This is a genomic window from Campylobacterota bacterium, from assembly GCA_040752835.1.
GTDB lineage: Bacteria > Campylobacterota > Campylobacteria > Campylobacterales > Sulfurimonadaceae > Sulfuricurvum.
This window is the reverse complement of sequence record JBFMGG010000007.1, coordinates 583463-604421: the sequence shown is the minus strand read 5'-3', so window position 1 is coordinate 604421 and position 20959 is coordinate 583463. Positions and strand designations below refer to the sequence as shown.

Below are 20959 nucleotides of genomic sequence, written 5' to 3'. Positions count from 1 at the left end.
GCTAAAATGGCGTGAAATCTCCGTCTTCTCACTGCGTCTTTCATCTGCAAAGCTTCCTGAATGTTAATTGGGTTGAGAAAGTATTGGAACAAAGGAAAATGATGCTTTTGTTGTCAAAAAAAGAGGAGTGGTTCGGCAATATCCGCGCCGATATCCTCGCCGGGATCGTCGTCGCCCTGGCGCTCATCCCCGAATCGATCGCCTTTTCGATCATCGCGGGGGTCGATCCGAAGGTGGGGCTCTACGCCTCGTTTTGTATCGCGACGGTGATCGCGTTCGTTGGCGGTCGTGCCGGGATGATCTCGGCCGCCACTGGGGCGATGGCTCTCTTGATGGTGACGCTGGTCAAAGAACACGGGCTGCAGTATCTGCTGGCCGCGACGATCCTTACGGGAGTTTTGCAGATCCTGGCGGGGTATCTGAAGCTGGGAATGCTGATGAGCTTCGTCTCCCGCACCGTCGTGATCGGGTTCGTGAACGCGCTGGCGATTCTGATCTTCATGGCGCAGCTTCCCGAACTCACCAACGTCACGTGGCATGTCTACGCCCTGACCGCGGCGGGGCTGGCGATCATCTACCTGTTCCCGTATGTTCCCACACTCGGTCAACTGATCCCCTCGCCGCTGGTGACGATCGTCGTATTGACCGCCGTCGCCGTCTATCTGGGCCTCGATGTGCGTACCGTCGGGGACATGGGGCAGCTCCCCGACACCCTCCCCATTTTTCTGTGGCCCGAAGTGCCGCTCAGTCTCGAGACCCTCGCGATCATTTTCCCCTATTCCGCGGCGCTGGCGGCGGTGGGGCTGCTCGAATCGTTCATGACGGCGACGATCGTCGATGACATGACCGACACCGACAGCGACAAAAATCGCGAGGCAAAAGGGCAGGGGGTCGCCAACATCGCCAGCGGGTGCATGGGCGGTATGGCCGGATGCGCGATGATCGGGCAGTCGGTCATCAACATCAAATCGGGCGGCCGGGGACGCCTCTCGACCCTGATCGCCGGGGTGCTGCTGCTCATCATGGTCGTTTTCATGAGTGACCTGATCTCCATCATCCCGATGGCGGCGCTCGTGGCGGTGATGATCATGGTCTCGATCGGGACGTTCAACTGGGGCTCGATCAAAGGTCTGAAGACCCTTCCGTTCTCCACGAACGTCGTGATGCTCTCGACCGTCATCGTCGTGGTCTGGACCCACAACCTCGCGCTGGGGGTCTTCACCGGGGTGCTGCTGGCGTCGCTCTTTTTTGCGAACAAGATCAGCCATTTTCTTTACTGGGAAAAATCGTTCGAGGAGACCAGCTCTACCCGCGTCTACAAATTCGTCGGGCAGGTGTTTTTCAACTCGGCCGAGCGTTTCGCCGATGCGTTTGATTACCGCGAAGCGGTCAAACACGTCATCATCGACGTCACGCGCGCCCACTTCTGGGATATTTCGGCCGTCCATGCCCTTGATAAAGCGGTGATCAAGCTGCGCAAGATGGGCAAGGAGGTCGAGGTAGTCGGGCAGAACGAAGCGACCAAAACGATCATCGACCGCTTCGGCATCCACGATAAACCCGCCGAAATCGAGAAGGTGATGGGGGGACATTGATTTACGTCAATTCCTTGTATCTCCAAAACCGCTACCATTCCCGATAAAAAAGGAACCGGATGAAAATTGCGTTCTCACTGGCCGCTTCGGCCCTCGTCGCGTGGGGCGGCGAAGGATATGCCCTCTATCAAAAACACTGCGCCTCGTGCCACGTCGAAATGATGGAAAAAAAAGAGGTGATCCGTAACCTCCATACCCTCAAAGCTCCCCCGATGGTGGAAGTATCCCACCGCCTCAAAGAAAACGTCCAAATCGCCGACGAGGACGATGACGTCAAACGCCGCGTGATTATCGCGTTCATCAAAGACTACATCGAAAACCCCGACATCCAGTACAGCATGTGCCATCCGATGGCGATCGAAAAATTCGGGATCATGCCTTCGCTCAAGGGGAAACTGAGTGAAAAAGAGCGTCAGGCCGTCGCCGAATGGGTGTATGACCGCTACGAGGGCGTTAAATTTCGCTGATTAGTCCGCAGTGAGCGAAAAGCGTCCGCGTGATGCGTACAAAATCGCGGCAAGCGCCAGGGCCGAACCTCCGGCGATCCAAAAGGGGGTTGTGCTGCCGAATGTGTCCCAGAGCCACCCCGCCATTACAAGCGATGCGAGCGTAGCGAGCCCGACTGAGGTGTAATAAACGCCGTAAGCGGTCGCTTTGAGCTCCTGCGGCGCCGTGTCGGAGATGATCGCCTTGGCCAGCGCGTTGAACCCCCCGGCGAAAAAGCCGTAGATTCCGAACCCGATCCACGCACCCCATACTCCTCCCCAGGCCATCGCCATCGCCCCCAGGCCGAATGCGAGATAGACGAAGGCCAGCAGCGTCGCTTTGCCGAAGCGATCGGCCAGACGGCCGATGGGGATCGCGAAAAACGCCTGCGTCAGGTTATAAAGGGCGTAGGCGAGCGGGATCATCGCCAGCGCCACGCCGTTGTCGCCCGCCTTGAGGATCATGAACGAATAGTTCATCGCAAAGAGGCTAAAAAGGGTCTGGAAAAAGACAAGGGTGTAAAACGCTGCGGGCAGGGCATCGGGACGAAACCGTTTGGCCGGAGCCGGGGTGAAGGGGGCATCGGTGATGACGAACACCAGTATCGCCATCGAGATAAGCCCCGGGATGAGGCTGAGGGCAAAGATCGTGCGAAACGTCTCTTCGCTCTCTCCCAGCGCCCACAAAAGGGCGAAGGTGGCCAACGAACCCGCCAGCGCCCCCGCGCCGTCCATCATTTTGTGAAAACCGAATACGAAGCCGCTCGTGCCGTTTGGGGTAGAGGCGCTGATGAGCGCGTCGCGCGGGGCGACACGGATCCCTTTGGCCAGACGGTCGCCGATCCGGATCGTGGCGATCATCGTGGCGCTTTGGGCGAAGAAAGCGAGGGGTTTGATGAGATTGGAGAGGCCGTATCCGAAGACAACGATCCCCTTGCGCCGCCCGAGGCGGTCGGAGTAGAACCCCGATAGGGCGATAAGGAGGGCGACGGAGAGCTCGGCAAGCCCCTCGATCAGGCCGATTTGCGTTTTCGTCGCGTGCAGGAACCGCTCCAGAAAGATGGGCAGCAACGGCAGGATCATCTCGGTCGAAAAATCGGTAAAAAAACTGTTGGCCCCGAGGCCGACGATGTTTTTATTGAGCGGATTAGGTTTAATGATCTGTTCGTGATCGTTTACCGGATGACTCATCCGATCAGCACCCGCATCCGGGGAGCACTTTCGATTTTGCCAGCGCGGCTTCGACTTCTTCTTTGGTGATTTGCCCGCCGAGTGTCAACTCGACGTTTCCGTCTTCTCCGCCTACTTCCATCGAGGCGATTTTCGCTTTCGTTTCGTCGCTCATACAATCGCATTGGCCGTTCTGGCAGTTCTGGACCATTGTAAAGACGGTGTTTTTGGCAATGCCTCCCGTAAAGTTGATTTTGACTCCCTCAGCGGTAGCGGAGACGGCCTTTTCGATTGGGTTGAAAAACCCGTCGATTGCGGGCAAAAGGGACGATTCGATCTCTCGGTAGGTCTCTTCGAACGCTTCGTAGCCTTTTCCGTCGGGGTCTTCGAAACCGACGTGGATTTTCGGTACGGGACGGGGGAACATCGGGCATGTTTCGTGGGCATGGTCGCAAACGGTGACGATTAGATCGTATTCTTTACCCATCATCGTGTCAAGGGTTTTGGAATGGTATTCGTCTCGCCAGATCCCTTTTTCGGTGAGGAGCTTTTGGGCGTTGGGATTGACTCGGCCGCTGGCGCGAACGCCGGAACTGTAGGCACGGTAACGATCTCCCATTTTGGCGTTGATGAGCGCTTCGGCCATGATGGAGCGGCAGCTGTTGCCGGTGCAGAGGATAAGGACGTTTTTCATAGGGTACATTCTCCGGTTTGTGATAGTTTGACAAGTGGGGGAAGATCGATCCCCAGACAGCGGATTTCGGCCAGCGCTTCGCTGCGGAAGCGATCCAGGGGACTTCGGATGGAGTAATAGGCCCACGTACCGCACCGATCGACCCGTAAAAATCCCCCGTCTTTGAGGATTTTGAGGTGGCGAGAGAGGCGCGACTGGATCATGCCAAAGCTCTCCTGCAGGTCGCAGACGCACAGCGGCCCGTGAGTATCCAGAAATGCCAGTAATTTGACACGTGTTTCGTCGTTCAGTGCCGATACGGTTTCTAAAAATACGTCCATAAGTACCTCCGATTGGTGACAGTGTAACGAAATAAAAATAATATATCAAGATATATTGATATTGTGATACAATTTCGTAATTTTTCCATCGGAGTCCAAAATGGCATTGGCGATCGCTCTGTTTTTAGGCACATTAATCTTTATCATCTGGCAGCCGCGTGGGCTTCAGATCGGGACGACGGCGACGGTCGGCGCTGTCGCGGCGGTTAGCCTCGGTGTCGTCAGCCTCGGCGACGTGTGGACGGTGACGGGAATCGTCTGGGACGCGACGCTGGCATTTATTGGGATTATCCTGCTCTCGATGGTACTCGATGAGATCGGCTTTTTCGAATGGGCGGCGTTGAAAATGGCACGTCTTTCCCGTGGCAACGGCCATTTGATGTTTGTCTATATGATGATCCTCGGCGCCCTCGTATCGGCCTTTTTCGCCAATGACGGGGCGGCGCTGATCCTCACCCCGATCATTCTGGCGAAGATGAAGTACCTCAAGATGAACCCCGTCGCGATGTTCGCGTTTTTGATGGCGGGGGGATTTATCGGCGACAGCGCCTCCAATCCGCTCGTCATCTCCAACCTCACCAACATTGTGACGGCAGGGTATTTTGACATCGGCTTTTGGGAATACGCGCGGACGATGTTCCTCCCGAATCTCCTGAGCATTATCGCCTCGATCGTCGTTCTGTGGCTCTTTTTCCGCAAGGATATTCCCACTCACATCGACGTCGAAAACCTCGCCACCCCTGAGAGTGCGATTAAAAACATGACGATGTTCCGCCTCAGCTGGTGGTTCTTGGGATTGCTCATGGTAGGATATTTTATCGGGGATGCGTATCATCTCCCCGTTTCGGTGTTTGCGCTCGGCGGGGCGCTGGTATTCCTCGCCATCGCGACGTACTTCAAAGCGACCAAACCGATCATGACGATCAAAGCGGCACCGTGGCAGGTCGTGTGGTTCAGTATCGGGCTTTATGTCGTCGTCTATGGCCTCAAAAACGGCGGATTAACGACCTATCTCGCAGGGGTGATTACGGAGCTTCAGAGTATGGGGAATGTCTACGCCGTGATCGGGACGGGTTTTTTATCCGCCATCCTCAGCTCGGTGATGAACAACATGCCGACCGTTATGATTATGGACATCGCGATTGCGGAGGCGGGGAACAGCGCACTGGCGTATGCCAACATCATCGGATGTAACCTCGGGCCTAAAATGACTCCGATCGGATCGCTCGCGACCCTTCTTTGGCTCCACGTTTTGGCGCAAAAAGGGGTTAAGATCGGTTGGGGCGAATACATGAAAGTAGGGTTGGTGATTACGCCTCCGGTGTTGCTGGTGGCGTTGATAGGATTGATTTAATTGCTTTCAAAAAACTCCTGAAGATATCCGAAAAAGATATCTGAAAAAGGGGTTTTTAGAAAACTTATTTTCAAATTATTTTCTTCGATTATAGAACCACCATCAAATGCGCCAATATCAGCAATTATTCCTATACTTTTAAATTTATTGAGTGATGTAATGTAGTGTCCATTTTCAGGTAAAGTTGTTGTTTGGAACATATTTTCTTTGTTTTGGTACAAAGAAATATTTAGAAATGAATCATAAAAAACTTCATAATCATGTGCTGTTAATGTATTAATATTTGCAAAAAGTGATGATTCATAGTAATTGAGCGAGCCATTTCTCATTTTTTGAACCCAAAGTTTTGCCAGCAAAAAAGTGGTAATTCGATTGTCGGCGTTCATGTTTTTTAAAATGAGATTTGAAATGAACTTTTTATTACCATCGGATTGAGAATGAATAAACTCCATAAGCTCATCTTCACTTATATCATTCGATAGTACATCCAAAACAAGACTATTGAATTTTGCTTCTAAAAATCCTTGGAATGATTGCGCTATGCTTTGTTTTATGAGGGAAAGATTCCCACCACTTGCAATATCAAGTGCTTTGTAGACAGCAATAGCATCAGCTTTTGCTTCATTAAGTATTTTTTTCATAAATAAATCTCCGTATTGATCGTCATTCCCAAACTGCCATCTTTTCCCATCTATCCATAAATCCCATCGCTTTGATATTGATTTTAGGATGAGCTGCCATCAGTGCTGTAATATTGCTTTTGAAATCACTCTCTTCGCCGATGGCATCGAGGATAAATGCGATGACGCTGAGGGCAAAGAAAATCTTGTCTCCTTGCTACGGATGAAAGGCTTTGATCTTGCGCGGTTTTTCGAAACTGACGCCCAGTGTCTTGTTCCACAGACGGCTGTGGTGGGCGCAGATGTTGCGGATGACGGTCAGGGCGTGGAACCAGTTGTGAAAAAGGTCTTTACTGACACCGTTGAGTGACGATATTACCGCCTGTTGTTCTGAGGTTTTGAGTATCGCATAGATTTTAGAGAGGGTGCTCATCGAAACCACTTCGACCATTGCCCAGATAGGAAGATCGGTAGTACCGTATTTGTCCCTGAAATGGGAGATAAAGGTTTCACTTGAACGCCCTGTTTCTTCTCGAATACTCTGCATAACTTTGTCGAAAAATTCAGGGGATGTTTTGAAATTTGCAGGATCAAGATAGCCGAATGCTCCATAAGCGAGTGAATGATGATAGGCTATTTGTGTTCTGAAATAGACTTCAATGGATTCGATTGCTTTAAAGACGATTTTACGAAGCTCTGCATCAAAAAAAAAGAGTTCCAAAATATCTTCAAATCGTACATCGTCTAAAAAAATCCCTTCCAACACAGATGTTTTTGTATGTTGTAATGGCAGGAAATAGGCACTTAATCTGTAATAGTTGATATGAGATAGTTTTTTGAGGGTATAGGCTTCATTGGTGATGATGAGGTTTTTATTTTTTAAATGATCGAGTTGCTCTTCAAAAGTTTTTGGAGATTTGGTGTAACCGTTTGTTTGATTTTTTAGATTTTGAAGTTTGGATTGTAAGTCATTCATGCAGAAAACCCCTCCGTTGGCACTTTGTGTAGAGGTGGGAGGGGTATGTTGAGAGAATTATCACGCAAACAAGCTTTGAAATTTATTACGTGCATCGAGAATGTTTCCATAATGATGCTCGCGTAAGACATTCATGCTCCGTAACATAAAATAATTGTGTTGATTATAGCAGATTTGAAATTATCTTCTGATGCTGTATAAGAAGACATTATGCAGTAAAATAGCAAACTTTTTTACCCTTAGGATCACCATGGCTTCATCTCAATGCGTAAAATCTGGCACTATTATGACAAAGCCTGACGATGCGACCAAAGGGGACGGAAACGTCAAGCAGCGCCACTGGGAAAACGTTTATACGACGAAGGATATAAGCAAAGTAGGGTGGTATCAACAAGAGCCCTCGATTTCTCTCTCGCTGCTGCAAAAAATAGGCTCAACCCCAAAAGACGTATTCATCGATGTCGGATGCGGAGCTTCGTCGCTCTCAGACCGTCTGATCGATTCGGGATATCGGGATATTACACTCCTTGATATCTCATCAAGTGCGCTGGAGATAGTTAAACAACGGCTCGGTGCGTCTGCGGATATTCCACACTATTGTGTCGGGGATGTGTGTACATTTACTTCGGAAAAAAGCTTCGACGTATGGCATGACCGCGCGGCATTTCATTTCCTGCAAAAAGAAGAGGAACAGCAGGCGTATGTCCGAAAAATGTACGATGCCCTTAAGCCTGAGGGATATGCCATCATCGGGACATTCGCGGTAGACGGTCCCGACAGTTGCAGCGCATTGCCCGTGCGACAGTACGATGAAGAGCGGATGAAAGCGGTGATTCAGGGCTGCTTCGCACTCATCGATGTTATCGGGCAAACGCATGTCACCCCCGGCGGGGTGGAGCAGCGATATTGCTTTTTTGTTCTACAGCCGCTTAAATAATCGGCTTAAAACCGGAACCTGACCCCTGCTGATACGGTCTGATTCTTTGTTTCGCTGTCGGGTTCGTAGTACCCTCCGACGTTGTCCGAAGCGCCGATATTCCAGTATTCGTAATTGTAGAGCAGAAAGAGCCCAAGGCGGTTATCGACCGTCCATTCAAGCGGGACCCCGATTTTATAGCCGTAGACGTTTTTGAGACGGTAGGTATAACCGTGCCAGTTTTCGTACATTTCGGCGTTGAACGCTTTGCGGTAGTCGGCGTCGATCCCCATCGTAAACGTCGGGGATAAAGCCGTGTGCCATCCTGCTCCGATATTGAAATACCCCCATTCGTAGAGTTCGTCGTAACCGTATACCGTCGCGGTGCTTCCGATCTGCCGGAGCCATCCGCGATATCCTATCCCCAGGCGGAAAGGGACGGTGTTGTCGCGATCGATGCGCGCGGTCATCTGATAACCGGCGTCGTATTGGTACAGACGGTTGTGCGTCGTAGTGCGGTGCGATCCGTATGTCGGATTGGCAGTTGTTCCGCCGATGTAGTCGGTGTCCCCTTCCGCGTAGCTCATGCCGAGGTAAAAACCGTTCATGCGCGGTTCATAACGCATGCTGACCCCCACGATCTCCCCGAAATCGCTCGTTTCGGTATCCAGAAGACTTCCCGAGCGAGAGGTTTCGGCGTAATCGAAACGGGTCGTGTCGACGCTGAGCGAGAGGGAATAATCCGACGCGTAACCAAAAGGTGCGGCAGCCAGGAGAGCGAGCAGGAGGGGGAATTGTTTCATTTTTGTACTTTATGGGTGGTTTTGTGGCGACTATTATCGTGTGCCGAAGCTAAAAGAGAGATTTTATCGGCATATTAGAACGCAAATCGGCGGAACACCGCTTGCTATTTATGATAAACTTTCTCAATTTTATTTTCGGGTATTTTTCATGGAACACCACCACCACCATCATCATCACGGAGAAATCAGCGGAGGCAAACTCCTCTTTAGTGTCGTTTTGAACCTGGTAATCACGGTTGCGCAGTTTATCGGAGGGGTTTTTTCGGGATCCCTGGCGTTGCTCAGCGACGCGTTGCACAATTTCAGCGATGTGATGAGCCTCGTCATCAGTTATTACGCCCACCGTCTGTCGCACCGTCCTCAGAACCTGCGTCAGACCTTCGGGTTCAAGCGGGCCGAAATTCTGGCGGCGCTTTTCAACGCTTCGGTGCTGATCGCCGTTTCGGTATACCTGATCGTCGAAGCGTTCAACCGCCTGATCGAGCCGCAGCCGGTCGCATCGACGTGGGTGATGGTGCTGGCCGCTTTGGGTATCGTCGTCAACGGCCTCTCGGCATGGCTGCTTCACCGCGATGCGGACCGAAATATCAATATCCGTTCGGCGTACCTGCACCTGATGGGCGACTTGATGACGTCGTTCGCCGTTCTTGCGGGCGGAGCGCTGATCTATCTTTACGGGTGGTACTGGATCGATCCGATCCTCTCGCTGCTCATTTCGGTGTATCTGATCCGTTCTTCCTTTTCCATCGTCCGCGCTTCGACGGGAATGCTGATGCAGTTTGCCCCCTCAGACGTCTCGGTCGATGCGGTAATGGAGACGGTAGAGCGGTTCCCCTCGATCGAGAGCATCCACCATATTCATCTATGGCAGCTTGACGACGAGAGCGTATTTCTCGAAGCACGGCTCAATTTTCATGATGATTTGAAGCTGAGCGAAGTATCCGAAATTGTACACGATCTGGGGCATGCGCTCGAAGAGATCGGGATCGCCCACACGACGTTTCAGTGTGAGACGGGGAAAACGGGACGCGAAGCGGTAAGCGCTTCGTGTCATCACCATTAACCCTTGAGTATATCGTAATCGGCGGGAACGAGCGGTTTGAAGCGGGATGGTTCGATCGGTTTGTTCTGCTTTTGATCGTTGAACAAAATCACGACGTTGTTGTCGAAACCGTCGATATAGCTGATTGAAGCGAGAACGTCGTTTTTGAACGTAACGGTATACTTTTGCCCTTTGAGTGTTGCGGCATAGCGACCCTCACCGAGCGGTTGGGCTTTTTGGACGATGGCGAGAAAATCGATTTCGTTGTCAAGCGTCCGCAGCGTCACCTGCTCGATGGCGGGTTCGATGACGGTGACTTTCTGGGCGTTGACGTAAACGCTTTTACGAATCGGTTTATGGTAGACCCAGAGGGCGTTTTGAGGCTTTGCGGCCCACAGCTCGCCGCTGTAACGGATCGTTTTGCCGTTGTCGTCGGTGATCGTCTGGACGAATTTGGCGTTGAACGAAGAGAGGTCTTTGGGGGCGGCAAAAAGGGAGAGCGAAGCGCTCAGGGCTATGAGAAAACGGCGCACGACGAAATCCTTGGTGAATTGAAATATGCGTATTGTAGCGAATGCCCATTAACCAAACAAATAGATTTCCTGTGGTAGAATCAGCGACTTTTTAAATATTGCGCACAATAAGGCCAGTTATGCTTCAAACGTTTCTCGGAAAAATTTTCGGTACCAAAAACGATCGTGAAATCAAAAAATATCTCAGGAAAGTAGCCCGGATCAACGCCCTCGAAAGCCATTATGCCGCCATGAGCGATGAAGCGCTTCAAGAAGCGTTCAATGCTCTTAAAACGGCCGTCCGCAACGGCGAAAAAACGCTCGACGACGTTTTGGTCGATTCGTTCGCCATTACCCGCGAAGCCGGAAAACGGGTTCTGGGAATGCGTCATTTCGACGTACAGCTGATCGGGGGAATGGTTCTGCACGAGGGGCGCATCGCCGAAATGAAAACGGGGGAGGGGAAAACGCTGGTCGCGACCCTGCCGGTCGTCCTCAACGCGATGAACGGCAAAGGAGTCCACGTCGTAACGGTCAACGATTACCTCGCGGAGCGCGACGGTACGCAGATGTCGGCTCTTTACGCTTTCCTGGGGTACACCACGGGGATTATTTTGGAAGGGGGATACAACCCCGCGGACAAGCGGTTCCAGTACGGGTGTGACATCACCTACGGAACGAACAATGAGTTCGGGTTCGATTACCTGCGTGACAACATGACCTATTCGCGCGAACACATGGTACAGCGGGGGCATGAATTCGTCATCGTCGACGAAGTGGATTCGATTTTGATCGACGAAGCCCGGACGCCGCTTATCATCTCCGGCCCCACCAACCGCGCGTTGGAAAACTATACCCGCGCCGACGCGGTGGCCAAAGCGCTCGTTCGTGACGAGCATTTCACGGTGGATGAAAAAGACCGGCTCGTCCTCATCACCGAAGAGGGGATCGCGCGGGCCGAAGAGCTTTTCGGCGTCGACAACCTCTACAGTATCGAAAACTCCGGACTCTCGCATTATCTCGATCAGTCGCTGAAAGCCAACTATATCTTCGAACGCGACGTCGATTACGTCGTACGCGACAACCAGGTCGTGATCGTCGACGAGTTCACCGGGCGCCTCAGCGAGGGGCGCCGTTATTCCGAGGGGCTGCATCAGGCGCTTGAAGCCAAAGAAGGGGTTGTCATCAAAGAAGAGACCCAAACGCTTGCCGACATCACCTACCAGAACTATTTCCGTATGTACAAAAAAATCGGGGGGATGACCGGTACGGCACAGACCGAAGCGACCGAATTCGCCCAGATCTACAGCCTTGACGTTATCTCGATTCCGACCAACGTACCGGTAATGCGTAAAGACCTCAATGACCTGATCTACAAAACCGAAAGCGAAAAATTTGCCGCCGTTATCGCCAAAGTCAAGGAACTGCATGCCAAAGGGCAGCCGATCCTGATCGGGACGGCATCGATCGAAAAATCCGAAAAACTCCATCAGCTTATCAAAGCCGAGAAAATCCCCCACACCGTACTGAATGCGAAAAACCACGCCCAGGAAGGGGAAATCATCAAGAACGCGGGGGAAAAAGGGGCGGTTACGATTGCGACCAACATGGCCGGACGCGGGGTCGACATCAAAATCGACGATGAGATCAAAGCCCTCGGCGGTCTCTACATCATCGGTACCGAACGGCACGAGAACCGCCGTATCGACAACCAGCTGCGCGGGCGTGCGGGACGTCAGGGAGATCCGGGAACCAGCCAGTTTTACCTGAGCCTCGAAGACAACCTGCTGCGGATTTTCGGTTCCGACAAGATCAAAGCGATCATGGAACGTCTGGGGGTCGAAGACGGCGAATACATCGAATCGACAATGGTGACCCGCGCGGTTGAAAAAGCGCAGAAAAAAGTCGAAAACATGCACTTCGAAGGGCGTAAACACATCGTCGAATACGACGATGTCGCCAACGAACAGCGCAAGATCGTCTACCGCTTCCGCGGCGAACTTCTCGATCCCGAATACAATATCGGCGAAAAAATCGAGGCCAACCGTGCCGAATATATCGACCGCACCCTGGGCAATTGCGGAATTTTCATGGGGATCCCTGAAGAAGAGATCGATCTTGAACGTTTCTTGATGACCCTCAAAGAAGAACTCAATACCGAGCTGGATGCGTCCCGATTCACGGACAAGAACCCCGAATCGATCCGCGAGACGGCGCTGAAACTCCTCGGCGACGAGTACAACGAAAAAATGTCGGTTGTTGATGCCAAAGTGCGCAGTGAGATCGAACGTGAAATCTATCTCAAAACCCTCGATACCGCGTGGCGTGAACATCTCTATCAGATGGATAGCATGAAAACGGGTATCCGTCTGCGGGCTTACAACCAAAAAGACCCGCTGGTGGAGTATAAAAAAGAGAGTTTCAACCTGTTCAGCGAACTGGTCGAGACAATCAAATACGATACGGTCAAAACGCTTCACGTGGTCCGCTTCAAAGTCGAAACGGCCGAAGAAGAAGCCGAAGCGCTCGCCCGTGCCATGGAACTCGAAAAACGCCAGGAAGAGATGCGTATGGCGCTGAACCAGACCAAGCACGAATGGGAAGAGAAAAAGATCGCGCGCAATGACGACTGTCCGTGCGGCAGCGGCCTTAAATACAAAAACTGCTGCGGCAAAAGCGGTCCGAAAAAAGGGGTATTCGCCTCTTGAGTATCGTCTCCTATCTCGTCAAGCGGTTTTTGCGCTTCGATAAAGAGCAGCCTTTCATCTTCCTCTCGGCCCTGCTGGCCTTTTCGGGAATCGCGCTGGGGGTGATGGTCCTCATTATCGCGATGGCCCTCATGAACGGGTTCGACAACGAGTTCAAGAAAAAACTCACCGTCATGAACTATCCCCTCACCATCCAGTCCAAATTCTTCGGCAGCGTCGATGCCCAGCTCGTCGATAACCTGCGTACGCAGTTCCCCGACCTTGCTTTCAGCCCTTATGTCACTTCCGCCGTGTTATCGCGCAGCGGTGACCAGATGGAGGGGGGATACCTCTTCGGCGTCGATTTCGCACAGGAGGCGAAAGTCAACCGTATTCTTGCCGAGGGGCTCAAACATCGCGTTCCCGGCGAATTCGAAGTGATGATCGGCAAGACCCTCAAAGAGCAGTTCATGCTCGCCGAAGGGGATAAACTCACCTATATCTTTACACAGATGGAACCCGGCGGACTGGCGTTGACGCCGAAAATCAAACGGTTCGAAAACGTCACGACGTTCGATTCGGGGCTCAGCGCGTACGATAAGGGATTTTCGTATACGACGCTTTCGTCGCTTCAAAAGGTGCTCGGAGTTCCCGAAAATCTCTACGACGGGATCCACGTCCATTCCGAGAATCCCGAAGCGGATATCATCCGCATCGCCGCAGCTCTTCCCGAAACGGTCGCGGTTCGCGGTTGGTGGGAAGACAACGGCAACTTTTTTGCCGCCCTGGAAATGGAAAAAACGGCCCTGTTTATCGTGCTGATGCTTATCATCCTCATCGCGGCGATCAACATCATCTCGTCGCTTCTGATGACGGTGATGAACCGGCGCAGCGAGATCGCGCTCTTGATCTCACTCGGGGCATCCAAACAAGAGGTCAAGAAGGTATTCTTGATCCTCGGGATCGTGATCGGCGCGCTGGGTATTCTGACGGGGACGATTCTGGGCTTTTTGGGGATGTGGATACTCGGAACGTTCGAGATCATCTCGCTGCCGGCAGACGTCTATCCCACCTCGACGCTTCCGCTTGATTTGAGCGTGATCGATTTCTTCTCGATCATCGTCGGCGCGTTCGTGATCGTTCTGCTTTCGTCGTGGTATCCGGCGAAAAAAGCGAGCGAGGTCGACGTTCTCACGGTCCTTCGAAACGAATAAAACCTACTTTTTCTTGTCGTCGTCGAGCATCCACAAAAACGGGTAGACCAGCGTCCGTTTGAGGATGTTGAACGGCGCGGTCACGATCTCCTTGGCAATCGCCGTTTCGATCTTGGGGTCTTCGAGACTTCCGCTGAGCATCAGAGTGGTCGACACCGAGCCGTCGTCTCCGAGTAGAATGTACCCGACCATCGGCACTTTCCCCAGTTTTGATCCCAGATCCGTTTTCAGCGTCAACGCCCCCTCAATCGTGTTCGTGTTCAGATCGGCTTTTCCTTCGCCGAGAATTTTCATTTCGGGTGAGTTGAGGGTAAAGTTATCGACTTTCAGTACCCCCTTGCGGTAATTGAAATGGGCGTAGCCCTCTTTGACGGGGAGTCCTTTACTGTGGTAATTCGGCAACGAAAACGTCGCCAATGAAGGGACCGTGTTGACAAACGCCAGAACGTTGTTGAGGACTTTGTAGTCTTTGAGCACGGTATTCTCAACCCGCATCAGGCCGTCAAATGCTTCGGCCGTCCCCTTGGCTTCAAACGAAAAAGAGCCGCCGTCGAAATCGCTGAGGGCGAAAAGGTGTTTCATAAAAGTGTCGTTGAACCCTTTTCCTTCGATCAGAAAAGCTCCTTCCCGGATCTGAAGCGATGCCAGACCCGATTCGTGGCCGAGCGATGCTTCGAATCCGTTTTCATCCATCGTCGCATCCAGCGTGTCGGCGACGATCTTGCGCCCTTTCATCAGATGCAGGTAGGTGTGGGTCGCATGGATACGTACCGGAGCGGTTTGGCTCTTTGCGTCGCCGGTCCCCTCGCTATCGGTGAACGCCGAGAGGAATTTGAACAGTGCGGGGACGTTGATCCCCGCGTTGTTGGCTCGGACGTACGTACGCTCTTGGGTATGGTTGATCACGAGACGGTCGCTGACGCGGATGGAAGAATCGCCGTCTTTGTACGAGCCGCTGAAGCGGTAGTGCGAGAGCGGAACGTCGTTTACGAGTACGAGCGGGTAGGGGTATCGGATCGAACCGCTAAAGCGGTACTGGGAACGCTCTCCGGTGTAATAAAGCTGAAGGTTGCCGTTATGAATATGATAGCGGCGCAAGAGCGGGGAGCGGCGCGAGAGGCGCGATATGTCGTCCAGCGAGACCTGCCATCCCTCCGGAATAGTGGTGAAACGCGCTTTGAGAGCCGGAACTTCCATGAGCAGCTCATCGCCACCGGCATTGACGAACAGCTCCACCGATTCCTCAGGACTGATGAAGGGGGTTAGTTTCGGGTTGAGCGGGAGGGCTCGATGGAGTTTAAGCGATCCTTTTTTGTTCAGGGTGTGATACGATCCTGAAAGGGTCGCCTTAAACCAGTCTCCCGCGACCGTTTCGATCTCGTTGAAGGTTAACTGGTCGTGTTTCCATACCGCGTTAAAAGCCGAAACAAGTATCGGCAGACGGTTGATTGACCAGGACGAAGGGGCAGCAGAGGAGAGTTTCAGCGTACTGCCGTCGTAATCGGCCGAGATGACGAAGGGCTTGTGCACCAGCAGCGCACCGTGAAGGTTCAAATCGTCGATTTGTAATCTTATCCCCGTGCGCTCTTTGGCGCCGTCGAATCGGGCCGTAACGCTTCCCTTGAGTTTACCGGGTACCTGAAACGGCAACGGTGCGAGAGAGAGACGCATATTGGCATAATCGAACGGCGCTTTGAAACCCGAAACCAGGAGCGTTTCGCCGAAGAGATTCCATGTGGAAGGATGCACGTTGATCGAGTCGCCGGAGGGGGCGATACGATAATCCACGCGCAACGGCTTGGAAGGTTCGGAAAGCCGAAGATAGCCGTCGTTCCCCAGCGGCGATACCCGGTAGGCTTCGATCGAAACGTTCCCCTCCTCGCGGGTGGCGTCATAGACCCCGCTGACGCGGGCATGGGCGGTATTGTCGCCGTAGAGGGCATTAAAGCGTTCGAAACGGACCCGGGTCGTGTCGAGGTGCACGATCCCGCCGGTCGTGCGCAGACGGGTGTCCCCCAACAATAGCTCCGAAGCGGTGGGGACGAAGGTCCCCCGGGCGAGAGTGTCGAAGGTATGAAGATCGATTTTCAGGGCCAGATCGACGGCACACTCTCCCGCGAGCTGCTTGATCGGAAGATCGATTTCGTAATAACGGAGCAGGTTCAGGATCGGATCGCCCAGTCTGGCGCGGTCGGTTTTGATCAACGCGCTGAGGGTCGTATTCGGCGTCGTAAAGTCGATCCACAAGCGGCTTTTTTCGGTCGGCATCGCATAGAAGCTTCCTTGCTGCGGGACGATATGCAGTTTGCCCCGTTCGTATGAGAGACGGATGATCGGGGCTTTGATGGGCTCAAAACCCTGAGCGAACGTATATTCGGCGTCGTAAAGGGTCGCATGGGCATGCAAAGACCTGACCAGATCACCCGGTTCATCGTAGCGGAAATGCCCCTCCATCGAATCCAGGCGGATCGAAGAGGCTTTTGCATAATCGGCGATCCACGGGGCTACTTCGGGATCGATGTCCAAAAAGGTGACGAGGGGACGAAGGGTATGCAACGGGGTGTCTGCGGCGGCGCGGAAGCGGAGCATTTGCGCATCACCTTGTGCACTCAGGCGAATTTCGGGTGTTTGGGGGAGGGCGAGGCGCATCTGCGCATCCAGAAGCTGTCGGGGCAGATCGATGGCCAGAGAAAACGAGACGTTCGCCTCGCCCACGGAACATTGGGGGAATGCGAGACGGAAATGGCGTTCGTCAAGGCGGAACTCTCCCCGACACGACGACCTTCCGTTTTTGAAAATGACGGTGCCGGCCTGATCGCGGTCGTAACGGAGAGACGCGCTTAAATGCTTGTAACGGATCTGATCGATCCGGATCGATTCGACCCAGTCGTTACCCCAGCGGACGATGCGCGGAAGACGCTCGAGCGGTTTGAGGGTAACAGGCTCTCCGTCGCCGCGGTATCCGCTCAGGTCGACTCGGGACGCTTTGATAAGGAGGGCATTGTTCCATTTGAGATATAATTTCTCGATTTTTACCCCTCCCAGAGTGAGGCGGTCGATCCCAAATCCCTCCAGTAAAGCGATAAACGTGAAAAAGCCGAGAAAAAAGAGTGTAAAAAAGAAAAGAACAATTCTTTTGTGGATAGTGGGGATCACTTTTGTGATAATCGCGTCTTTCATGAGCTACCTGTTCTCTACTGTCACATCCCCCAAAATCGTCTATATTCCGAAAGGTTCCGTATTTAAAAGTATATCACACCTCCAGAACGAGGGGGTCAACGTCCATAAGTTCGATGCGTTTATCCTCCGGCTGCTCGGACATCCCCAGCAGGGGTGGATCGACCTCAAAGAGGAAAAAATGAGCCGCATCACCTATCTGCACCGCCTGACCACCGCCAAAGCCGCCACGCGTCAGATCACCCTGATCCCGGGGGAGACAACCGAAATTTTCCTTTCCCAGCTCTCGGAGGAGCTTTCTCTGGACAAAAAAGCCCTCGTTGAAGCGTATGAACGCCATGCTCCCTACAAAGAGGGCAATTTCGTCCCCGAGACCTACAGCATCCCCAACGAAATCGATGAAGAACGGCTGATTCTCCACCTCCTTAACGAATCCGAAAAGACCATAAAAGGGTGGGCAGAGGATTACAATATAGCCTATACACGGGAAAAATGGTTACCTATAGTAACAAAAGCTTCGGTGATTCAAAAAGAAGCTTCTTCTTTGAGCGATATGCCTTATGTGAGCTCGGTCATCGACAACCGGATCAAAAAAGGGATGCGCCTGCAGATGGACGGCACACTTAATTACGGAGAATTTTCACATCAAAAAGTAACTGCCCGCAGAATCAGAACCGATAGAACGCCCTATAATACGTACAAAAACAAAGGTCTTCCCCAGTATCCGGTATGTAACGTGTCACGTGAAGCGATCGATGCGGCACTCCACCCGGCCCGGACCGACTACCTCTATTTCGTCAGAGGCAAAGATGGGGAGCATGTTTACAGTAGTTACTTTTCTACACATAGGCAAAACATAGTAAATGCTACAAAATGAAACATTTTTCAAACTTTTTGGCCTCGTTGGAGTTACAAAACGTCAAATCGGCGCAGTAAGTGTTATGATGCTCGTATAAAAATACAAACAGGAGAACCCGATGGCAAAAATCATTTGGTCAAAAATCGATGAAGCCCCGGCTTTGGCAACCTATTCATTCTTTCCGATTGCATCTAAATTTTGTGCAGCGGGCGGCGTTGAGTTAGAGCAAAGTGACATTTCACTTGCTGGGCGTGTTCTTTCAGCAATGGGCCTTGCTGAAGACGAGCTTTCAAAACTGGGTGAGCTTTGTGTCAAGCCTGAAGGTAACATCATCAAGCTTCCAAACATTTCGGCATCTGTCGGTCAGCTCAAAGATTGTATCGCTGAGCTTCAGTCTCAGGGGTATAATATCCCCAACTACCCTGAAAACCCTGCAAACGATGCGGAAAAAGAGATTCAGGCCAAATACGCGACATGTCTCGGTTCAGCGGTTAATCCGGTTCTTCGTGAAGGTAACTCGGACCGCCGTGCGGCGAAAGCGGTTAAAAACTTCGCTCAGAAAAACCCGCACAAACTCCGCGCTTACTCTGAGAATTCAAAAGCGGCCGTAATGCACATGGGCGGCAAAGGCGACTTCTACGGTAACGAAAAATCGGTTACTATGGACAAAGCGCAAAAAGTGACGATCGCCCTCAACGGCAAAGAGCTCAAAACGATCGATGCGATGGAAGGGGAAGTCCTTGACGGTACATTCATGTCGGTCAAAGCACTTCGCGCGTTCTACAAAGCATCGATCGAAGAGGCGAAAAAGAAAGGGGTCATCTGGTCGCTGCACCTTAAAGCAACGATGATGAAAATCTCCGACCCGATCATGTTCGGTCACGCATTCGAAATCTTCTTTGAAGACGTATTCGCGAAATATGCGGATGTTTTCAAAGAAGTAGGTGTTAATCCAAATCTAGGAATGTCGGATCTGGAGAAAAAAATCAAAGGCCACGCGAAAGAAGCCGAAATCAAAGCGGCATTCCAGGCGGTTGTCGATGCCGATGCTCCTAAAATCGCGATGGTTGACTCGGATAAAGGGACGACGAACTTCAACGCTCCGAACGACGTCATCATCGATGCTTCGATGCCGGTTGTCGTACGTGAAGGCGGTAAGCAGTGGGATCGTACGGGTGCGGCGCTTGAGACGCTGGCGGTTATCCCCGACTCTACTTATGCGATGTTCCACGCCGAGATGGTTGCAGACTGTGTCAAAAACGGTCAGTACGACGTTGCAACCATGGGTACGATGCAAAACATCGGTCTGATGGCCCAAAAAGCGGAAGAGTACGGTTCACATCCGACAACTTTCGAGCTTGCAGAAGCCGGAAAAGTAACCGTTACCGCAGCAGACGGTACGGAACTGATGAGCTTTGATTGTGAAGCGGGGGATATCTGGCGTATGTCTCGTGCAAAAGACATCCCGATCAAAGACTGGATCCGCCTCGCGTTCGAACGCGGTCAGATCGAGAAAATCCCGGTTGTATTCTGGTTGGACGAAAACCGTGCACACGATGCGCAGATGATCGCAAAAGTGAAAAAATACATGCCGGAGTTCAACACCGCAGGTCTTGAGATTCATATCCTCGACATCGCGGCTGCGACACGCTTCACCAACGAGCGTATCCGCAAAGGCCTGAACACGATCGCGGTAACGGGTAACGTTCTTCGTGACCACCTGACCGACATGTATCCGATCCTTGAGCTGGGAACATCTGCTAAAATGCTTTCAATCGTTCCGTTGCTCGCCGGCGGCGGATTGTTTGAAACGGGTGCGGGCGGATCGGCTCCGAAACACGTCGAGCAGTTCCTCAATGAGGGTCACCTCCGTTGGGATTCACTCGGTGAGTTCCTGGCATTGGCCGAGTCGCTCCGTATGATCGAACAGAAAAATCCGAATGCGGATCTCGCTGCGGTAACGGCTGCGCTTGACGTTGCGAACCAGGGTTACCTGGACAACAACAAAGCACCGGGACGTAAAGCGGGCGAGCCGGATAACCGTGCGTCTCACTTCTATGTCGCACAATACTGGGCGCGCGCGCTGGCCAACAGCAACAATGCCGCACTGGCTGCAAAATTCGCTCCCGTAGCGGATGCGTTGGAAGCCAACGAAGCCAAAATCATGGAAGAGCTGATGGCAGTTTCGGGCAAACCGCAGGATATCGGCGGTTACTTTCACCCCAATGATGCAAAAGCCGAAGCTGCGATGCGTCCGTCCAAAACGCTCAACGCTATCATCGACGCGATCTGATTTCCTGCCGCTGGGCAGACTTCGGAACCGTGTTCACGGAGAGGCGTTCTCTCCGTTTTCGGTAGCCGTTTCCGGCAAAGGCCGGAAATCGTTTTTTATCTGCAGAGAATTTCTCTTTAGATAAAAGACGATAAAACGTCTTTCATTGTTCCCTTGACCGGTATGCTTCCGAGTACTTTCGACAGTCGAAAGTAGTGATGAGTATATTGTGGAACCGGAACGATGCTGATATGACACAAGGA

At 52.3% G+C, this 20959-nt stretch carries 16 protein-coding genes and 1 pseudogene; 9 read left to right on the top strand and 8 right to left on the bottom strand.

What is annotated here, in order from left to right; genetic code table 11:
* The first annotated feature begins 101 nt into the window (after nucleotides 1-101).
* The gene (locus tag AB1763_09120; protein ID MEW5832983.1) at nucleotides 102-1595 is read left to right on the top strand and encodes a SulP family inorganic anion transporter; all 1494 of its coding nucleotides are present in this window, start codon (nucleotides 102-104) and stop codon (nucleotides 1593-1595) included.
* A 59-nt stretch (nucleotides 1596-1654) separates the two neighbouring features.
* On the top strand, nucleotides 1655-2062 hold the full coding sequence (locus tag AB1763_09115; GenBank protein MEW5832982.1) for a cytochrome c: 408 nt from the start codon (nucleotides 1655-1657) through the stop codon (nucleotides 2060-2062).
* On the opposite strand, the gene AB1763_09110 is transcribed toward AB1763_09115, so the two are convergent.
* From AB1763_09110 to AB1763_09100, 3 genes and pseudogenes are all read right to left on the bottom strand, one after another.
* Complete coding sequence (locus AB1763_09110; GenBank protein ID MEW5832981.1) at nucleotides 2063-3271, bottom strand: MFS transporter; 1209 nt, start codon at nucleotides 3269-3271, stop codon at nucleotides 2063-2065.
* 295 nt (nucleotides 3272-3566) lie between these two features.
* A pseudogene (locus AB1763_09105) lies at nucleotides 3567-3944 on the bottom strand (arsenate reductase ArsC).
* Nucleotides 3941-4264: a metalloregulator ArsR/SmtB family transcription factor gene (locus AB1763_09100; protein MEW5832980.1), complete on the bottom strand. Its 324-nt coding sequence runs from the start codon at nucleotides 4262-4264 to the stop codon at nucleotides 3941-3943. The pseudogene AB1763_09105 and the gene AB1763_09100 overlap by 4 nt, the downstream one beginning before the upstream one ends.
* A gap of 100 nt (nucleotides 4265-4364) precedes the next feature.
* Between AB1763_09100 and AB1763_09095 the strand changes: the two genes are divergently transcribed.
* Nucleotides 4365-5618 carry an arsenic transporter gene (locus AB1763_09095; GenBank protein ID MEW5832979.1) on the top strand — a complete coding sequence of 418 codons (1254 nt, stop codon included), beginning with the start codon at nucleotides 4365-4367 and terminating at the stop codon, nucleotides 5616-5618.
* Here the strand turns inward: AB1763_09095 and AB1763_09090 are convergent.
* Both AB1763_09090 and AB1763_09085 read right to left on the bottom strand, forming a co-directional pair.
* On the bottom strand, nucleotides 5615-6259 hold the full coding sequence (locus tag AB1763_09090; protein ID MEW5832978.1) for a hypothetical protein: 645 nt from the start codon (nucleotides 6257-6259) through the stop codon (nucleotides 5615-5617). The genes AB1763_09095 and AB1763_09090 overlap by 4 nt on opposite strands.
* A 196-nt stretch (nucleotides 6260-6455) precedes the next feature.
* Nucleotides 6456-7214: an Abi family protein gene (locus AB1763_09085; protein ID MEW5832977.1), complete on the bottom strand. Its 759-nt coding sequence runs from the start codon at nucleotides 7212-7214 to the stop codon at nucleotides 6456-6458.
* A gap of 286 nt (nucleotides 7215-7500) precedes the next feature.
* On the opposite strand from AB1763_09085, the gene AB1763_09080 reads away from it, so the two are divergent.
* The gene (locus tag AB1763_09080; protein ID MEW5832976.1) at nucleotides 7501-8151 is read left to right on the top strand and encodes a class I SAM-dependent methyltransferase; all 651 of its coding nucleotides are present in this window, start codon (nucleotides 7501-7503) and stop codon (nucleotides 8149-8151) included.
* 5 nt (nucleotides 8152-8156) lie between these two features.
* On the opposite strand, the gene AB1763_09075 is transcribed toward AB1763_09080, so the two are convergent.
* On the bottom strand, nucleotides 8157-8933 hold the full coding sequence (locus AB1763_09075) for a hypothetical protein (protein MEW5832975.1): 777 nt from the start codon (nucleotides 8931-8933) through the stop codon (nucleotides 8157-8159).
* 148 nt (nucleotides 8934-9081) lie between these two features.
* On the opposite strand from AB1763_09075, the gene AB1763_09070 reads away from it, so the two are divergent.
* A complete protein-coding gene (locus AB1763_09070) occupies nucleotides 9082-9996 on the top strand; it encodes a cation diffusion facilitator family transporter (GenBank protein MEW5832974.1) in 915 nt (304 codons plus the stop codon).
* Here the strand turns inward: AB1763_09070 and lolA are convergent.
* Nucleotides 9993-10508, bottom strand: coding sequence for a LolA-like outer membrane lipoprotein chaperone (gene lolA, locus AB1763_09065; protein ID MEW5832973.1), 516 nt, complete (start codon nucleotides 10506-10508; stop codon nucleotides 9993-9995). The two genes, AB1763_09070 and lolA, sit on opposite strands and share 4 nt — an antisense overlap.
* Nucleotides 10509-10627: 119 nt before the next feature.
* On the opposite strand from lolA, the gene secA reads away from it, so the two are divergent.
* Entirely contained in the window at nucleotides 10628-13195 is a 2568-nt protein-coding gene (gene secA / locus AB1763_09060; protein MEW5832972.1) for a preprotein translocase subunit SecA, read from the top strand.
* Nucleotides 13192-14388, top strand: coding sequence for an ABC transporter permease (locus tag AB1763_09055; GenBank protein ID MEW5832971.1), 1197 nt, complete (start codon nucleotides 13192-13194; stop codon nucleotides 14386-14388). The genes secA and AB1763_09055 overlap by 4 nt, the downstream gene beginning before the upstream one ends.
* 3 nt (nucleotides 14389-14391) lie before the next feature.
* On the opposite strand, the gene AB1763_09050 is transcribed toward AB1763_09055, so the two are convergent.
* The gene (locus AB1763_09050; GenBank protein MEW5832970.1) at nucleotides 14392-17568 is read right to left on the bottom strand and encodes an AsmA-like C-terminal domain-containing protein; all 3177 of its coding nucleotides are present in this window, start codon (nucleotides 17566-17568) and stop codon (nucleotides 14392-14394) included.
* Between AB1763_09050 and mltG the strand changes: the two genes are divergently transcribed.
* Both mltG and AB1763_09040 read left to right on the top strand, forming a co-directional pair.
* Nucleotides 17567-18442 carry an endolytic transglycosylase MltG gene (mltG, locus tag AB1763_09045; GenBank protein ID MEW5832969.1) on the top strand — a complete coding sequence of 292 codons (876 nt, stop codon included), beginning with the start codon at nucleotides 17567-17569 and terminating at the stop codon, nucleotides 18440-18442. The two genes, AB1763_09050 and mltG, sit on opposite strands and share 2 nt — an antisense overlap.
* Nucleotides 18443-18542: 100 nt before the next feature.
* Nucleotides 18543-20717: an NADP-dependent isocitrate dehydrogenase gene (locus AB1763_09040; GenBank protein MEW5832968.1), complete on the top strand. Its 2175-nt coding sequence runs from the start codon at nucleotides 18543-18545 to the stop codon at nucleotides 20715-20717.
* Nucleotides 20718-20959 lie beyond the last annotated feature (242 nt).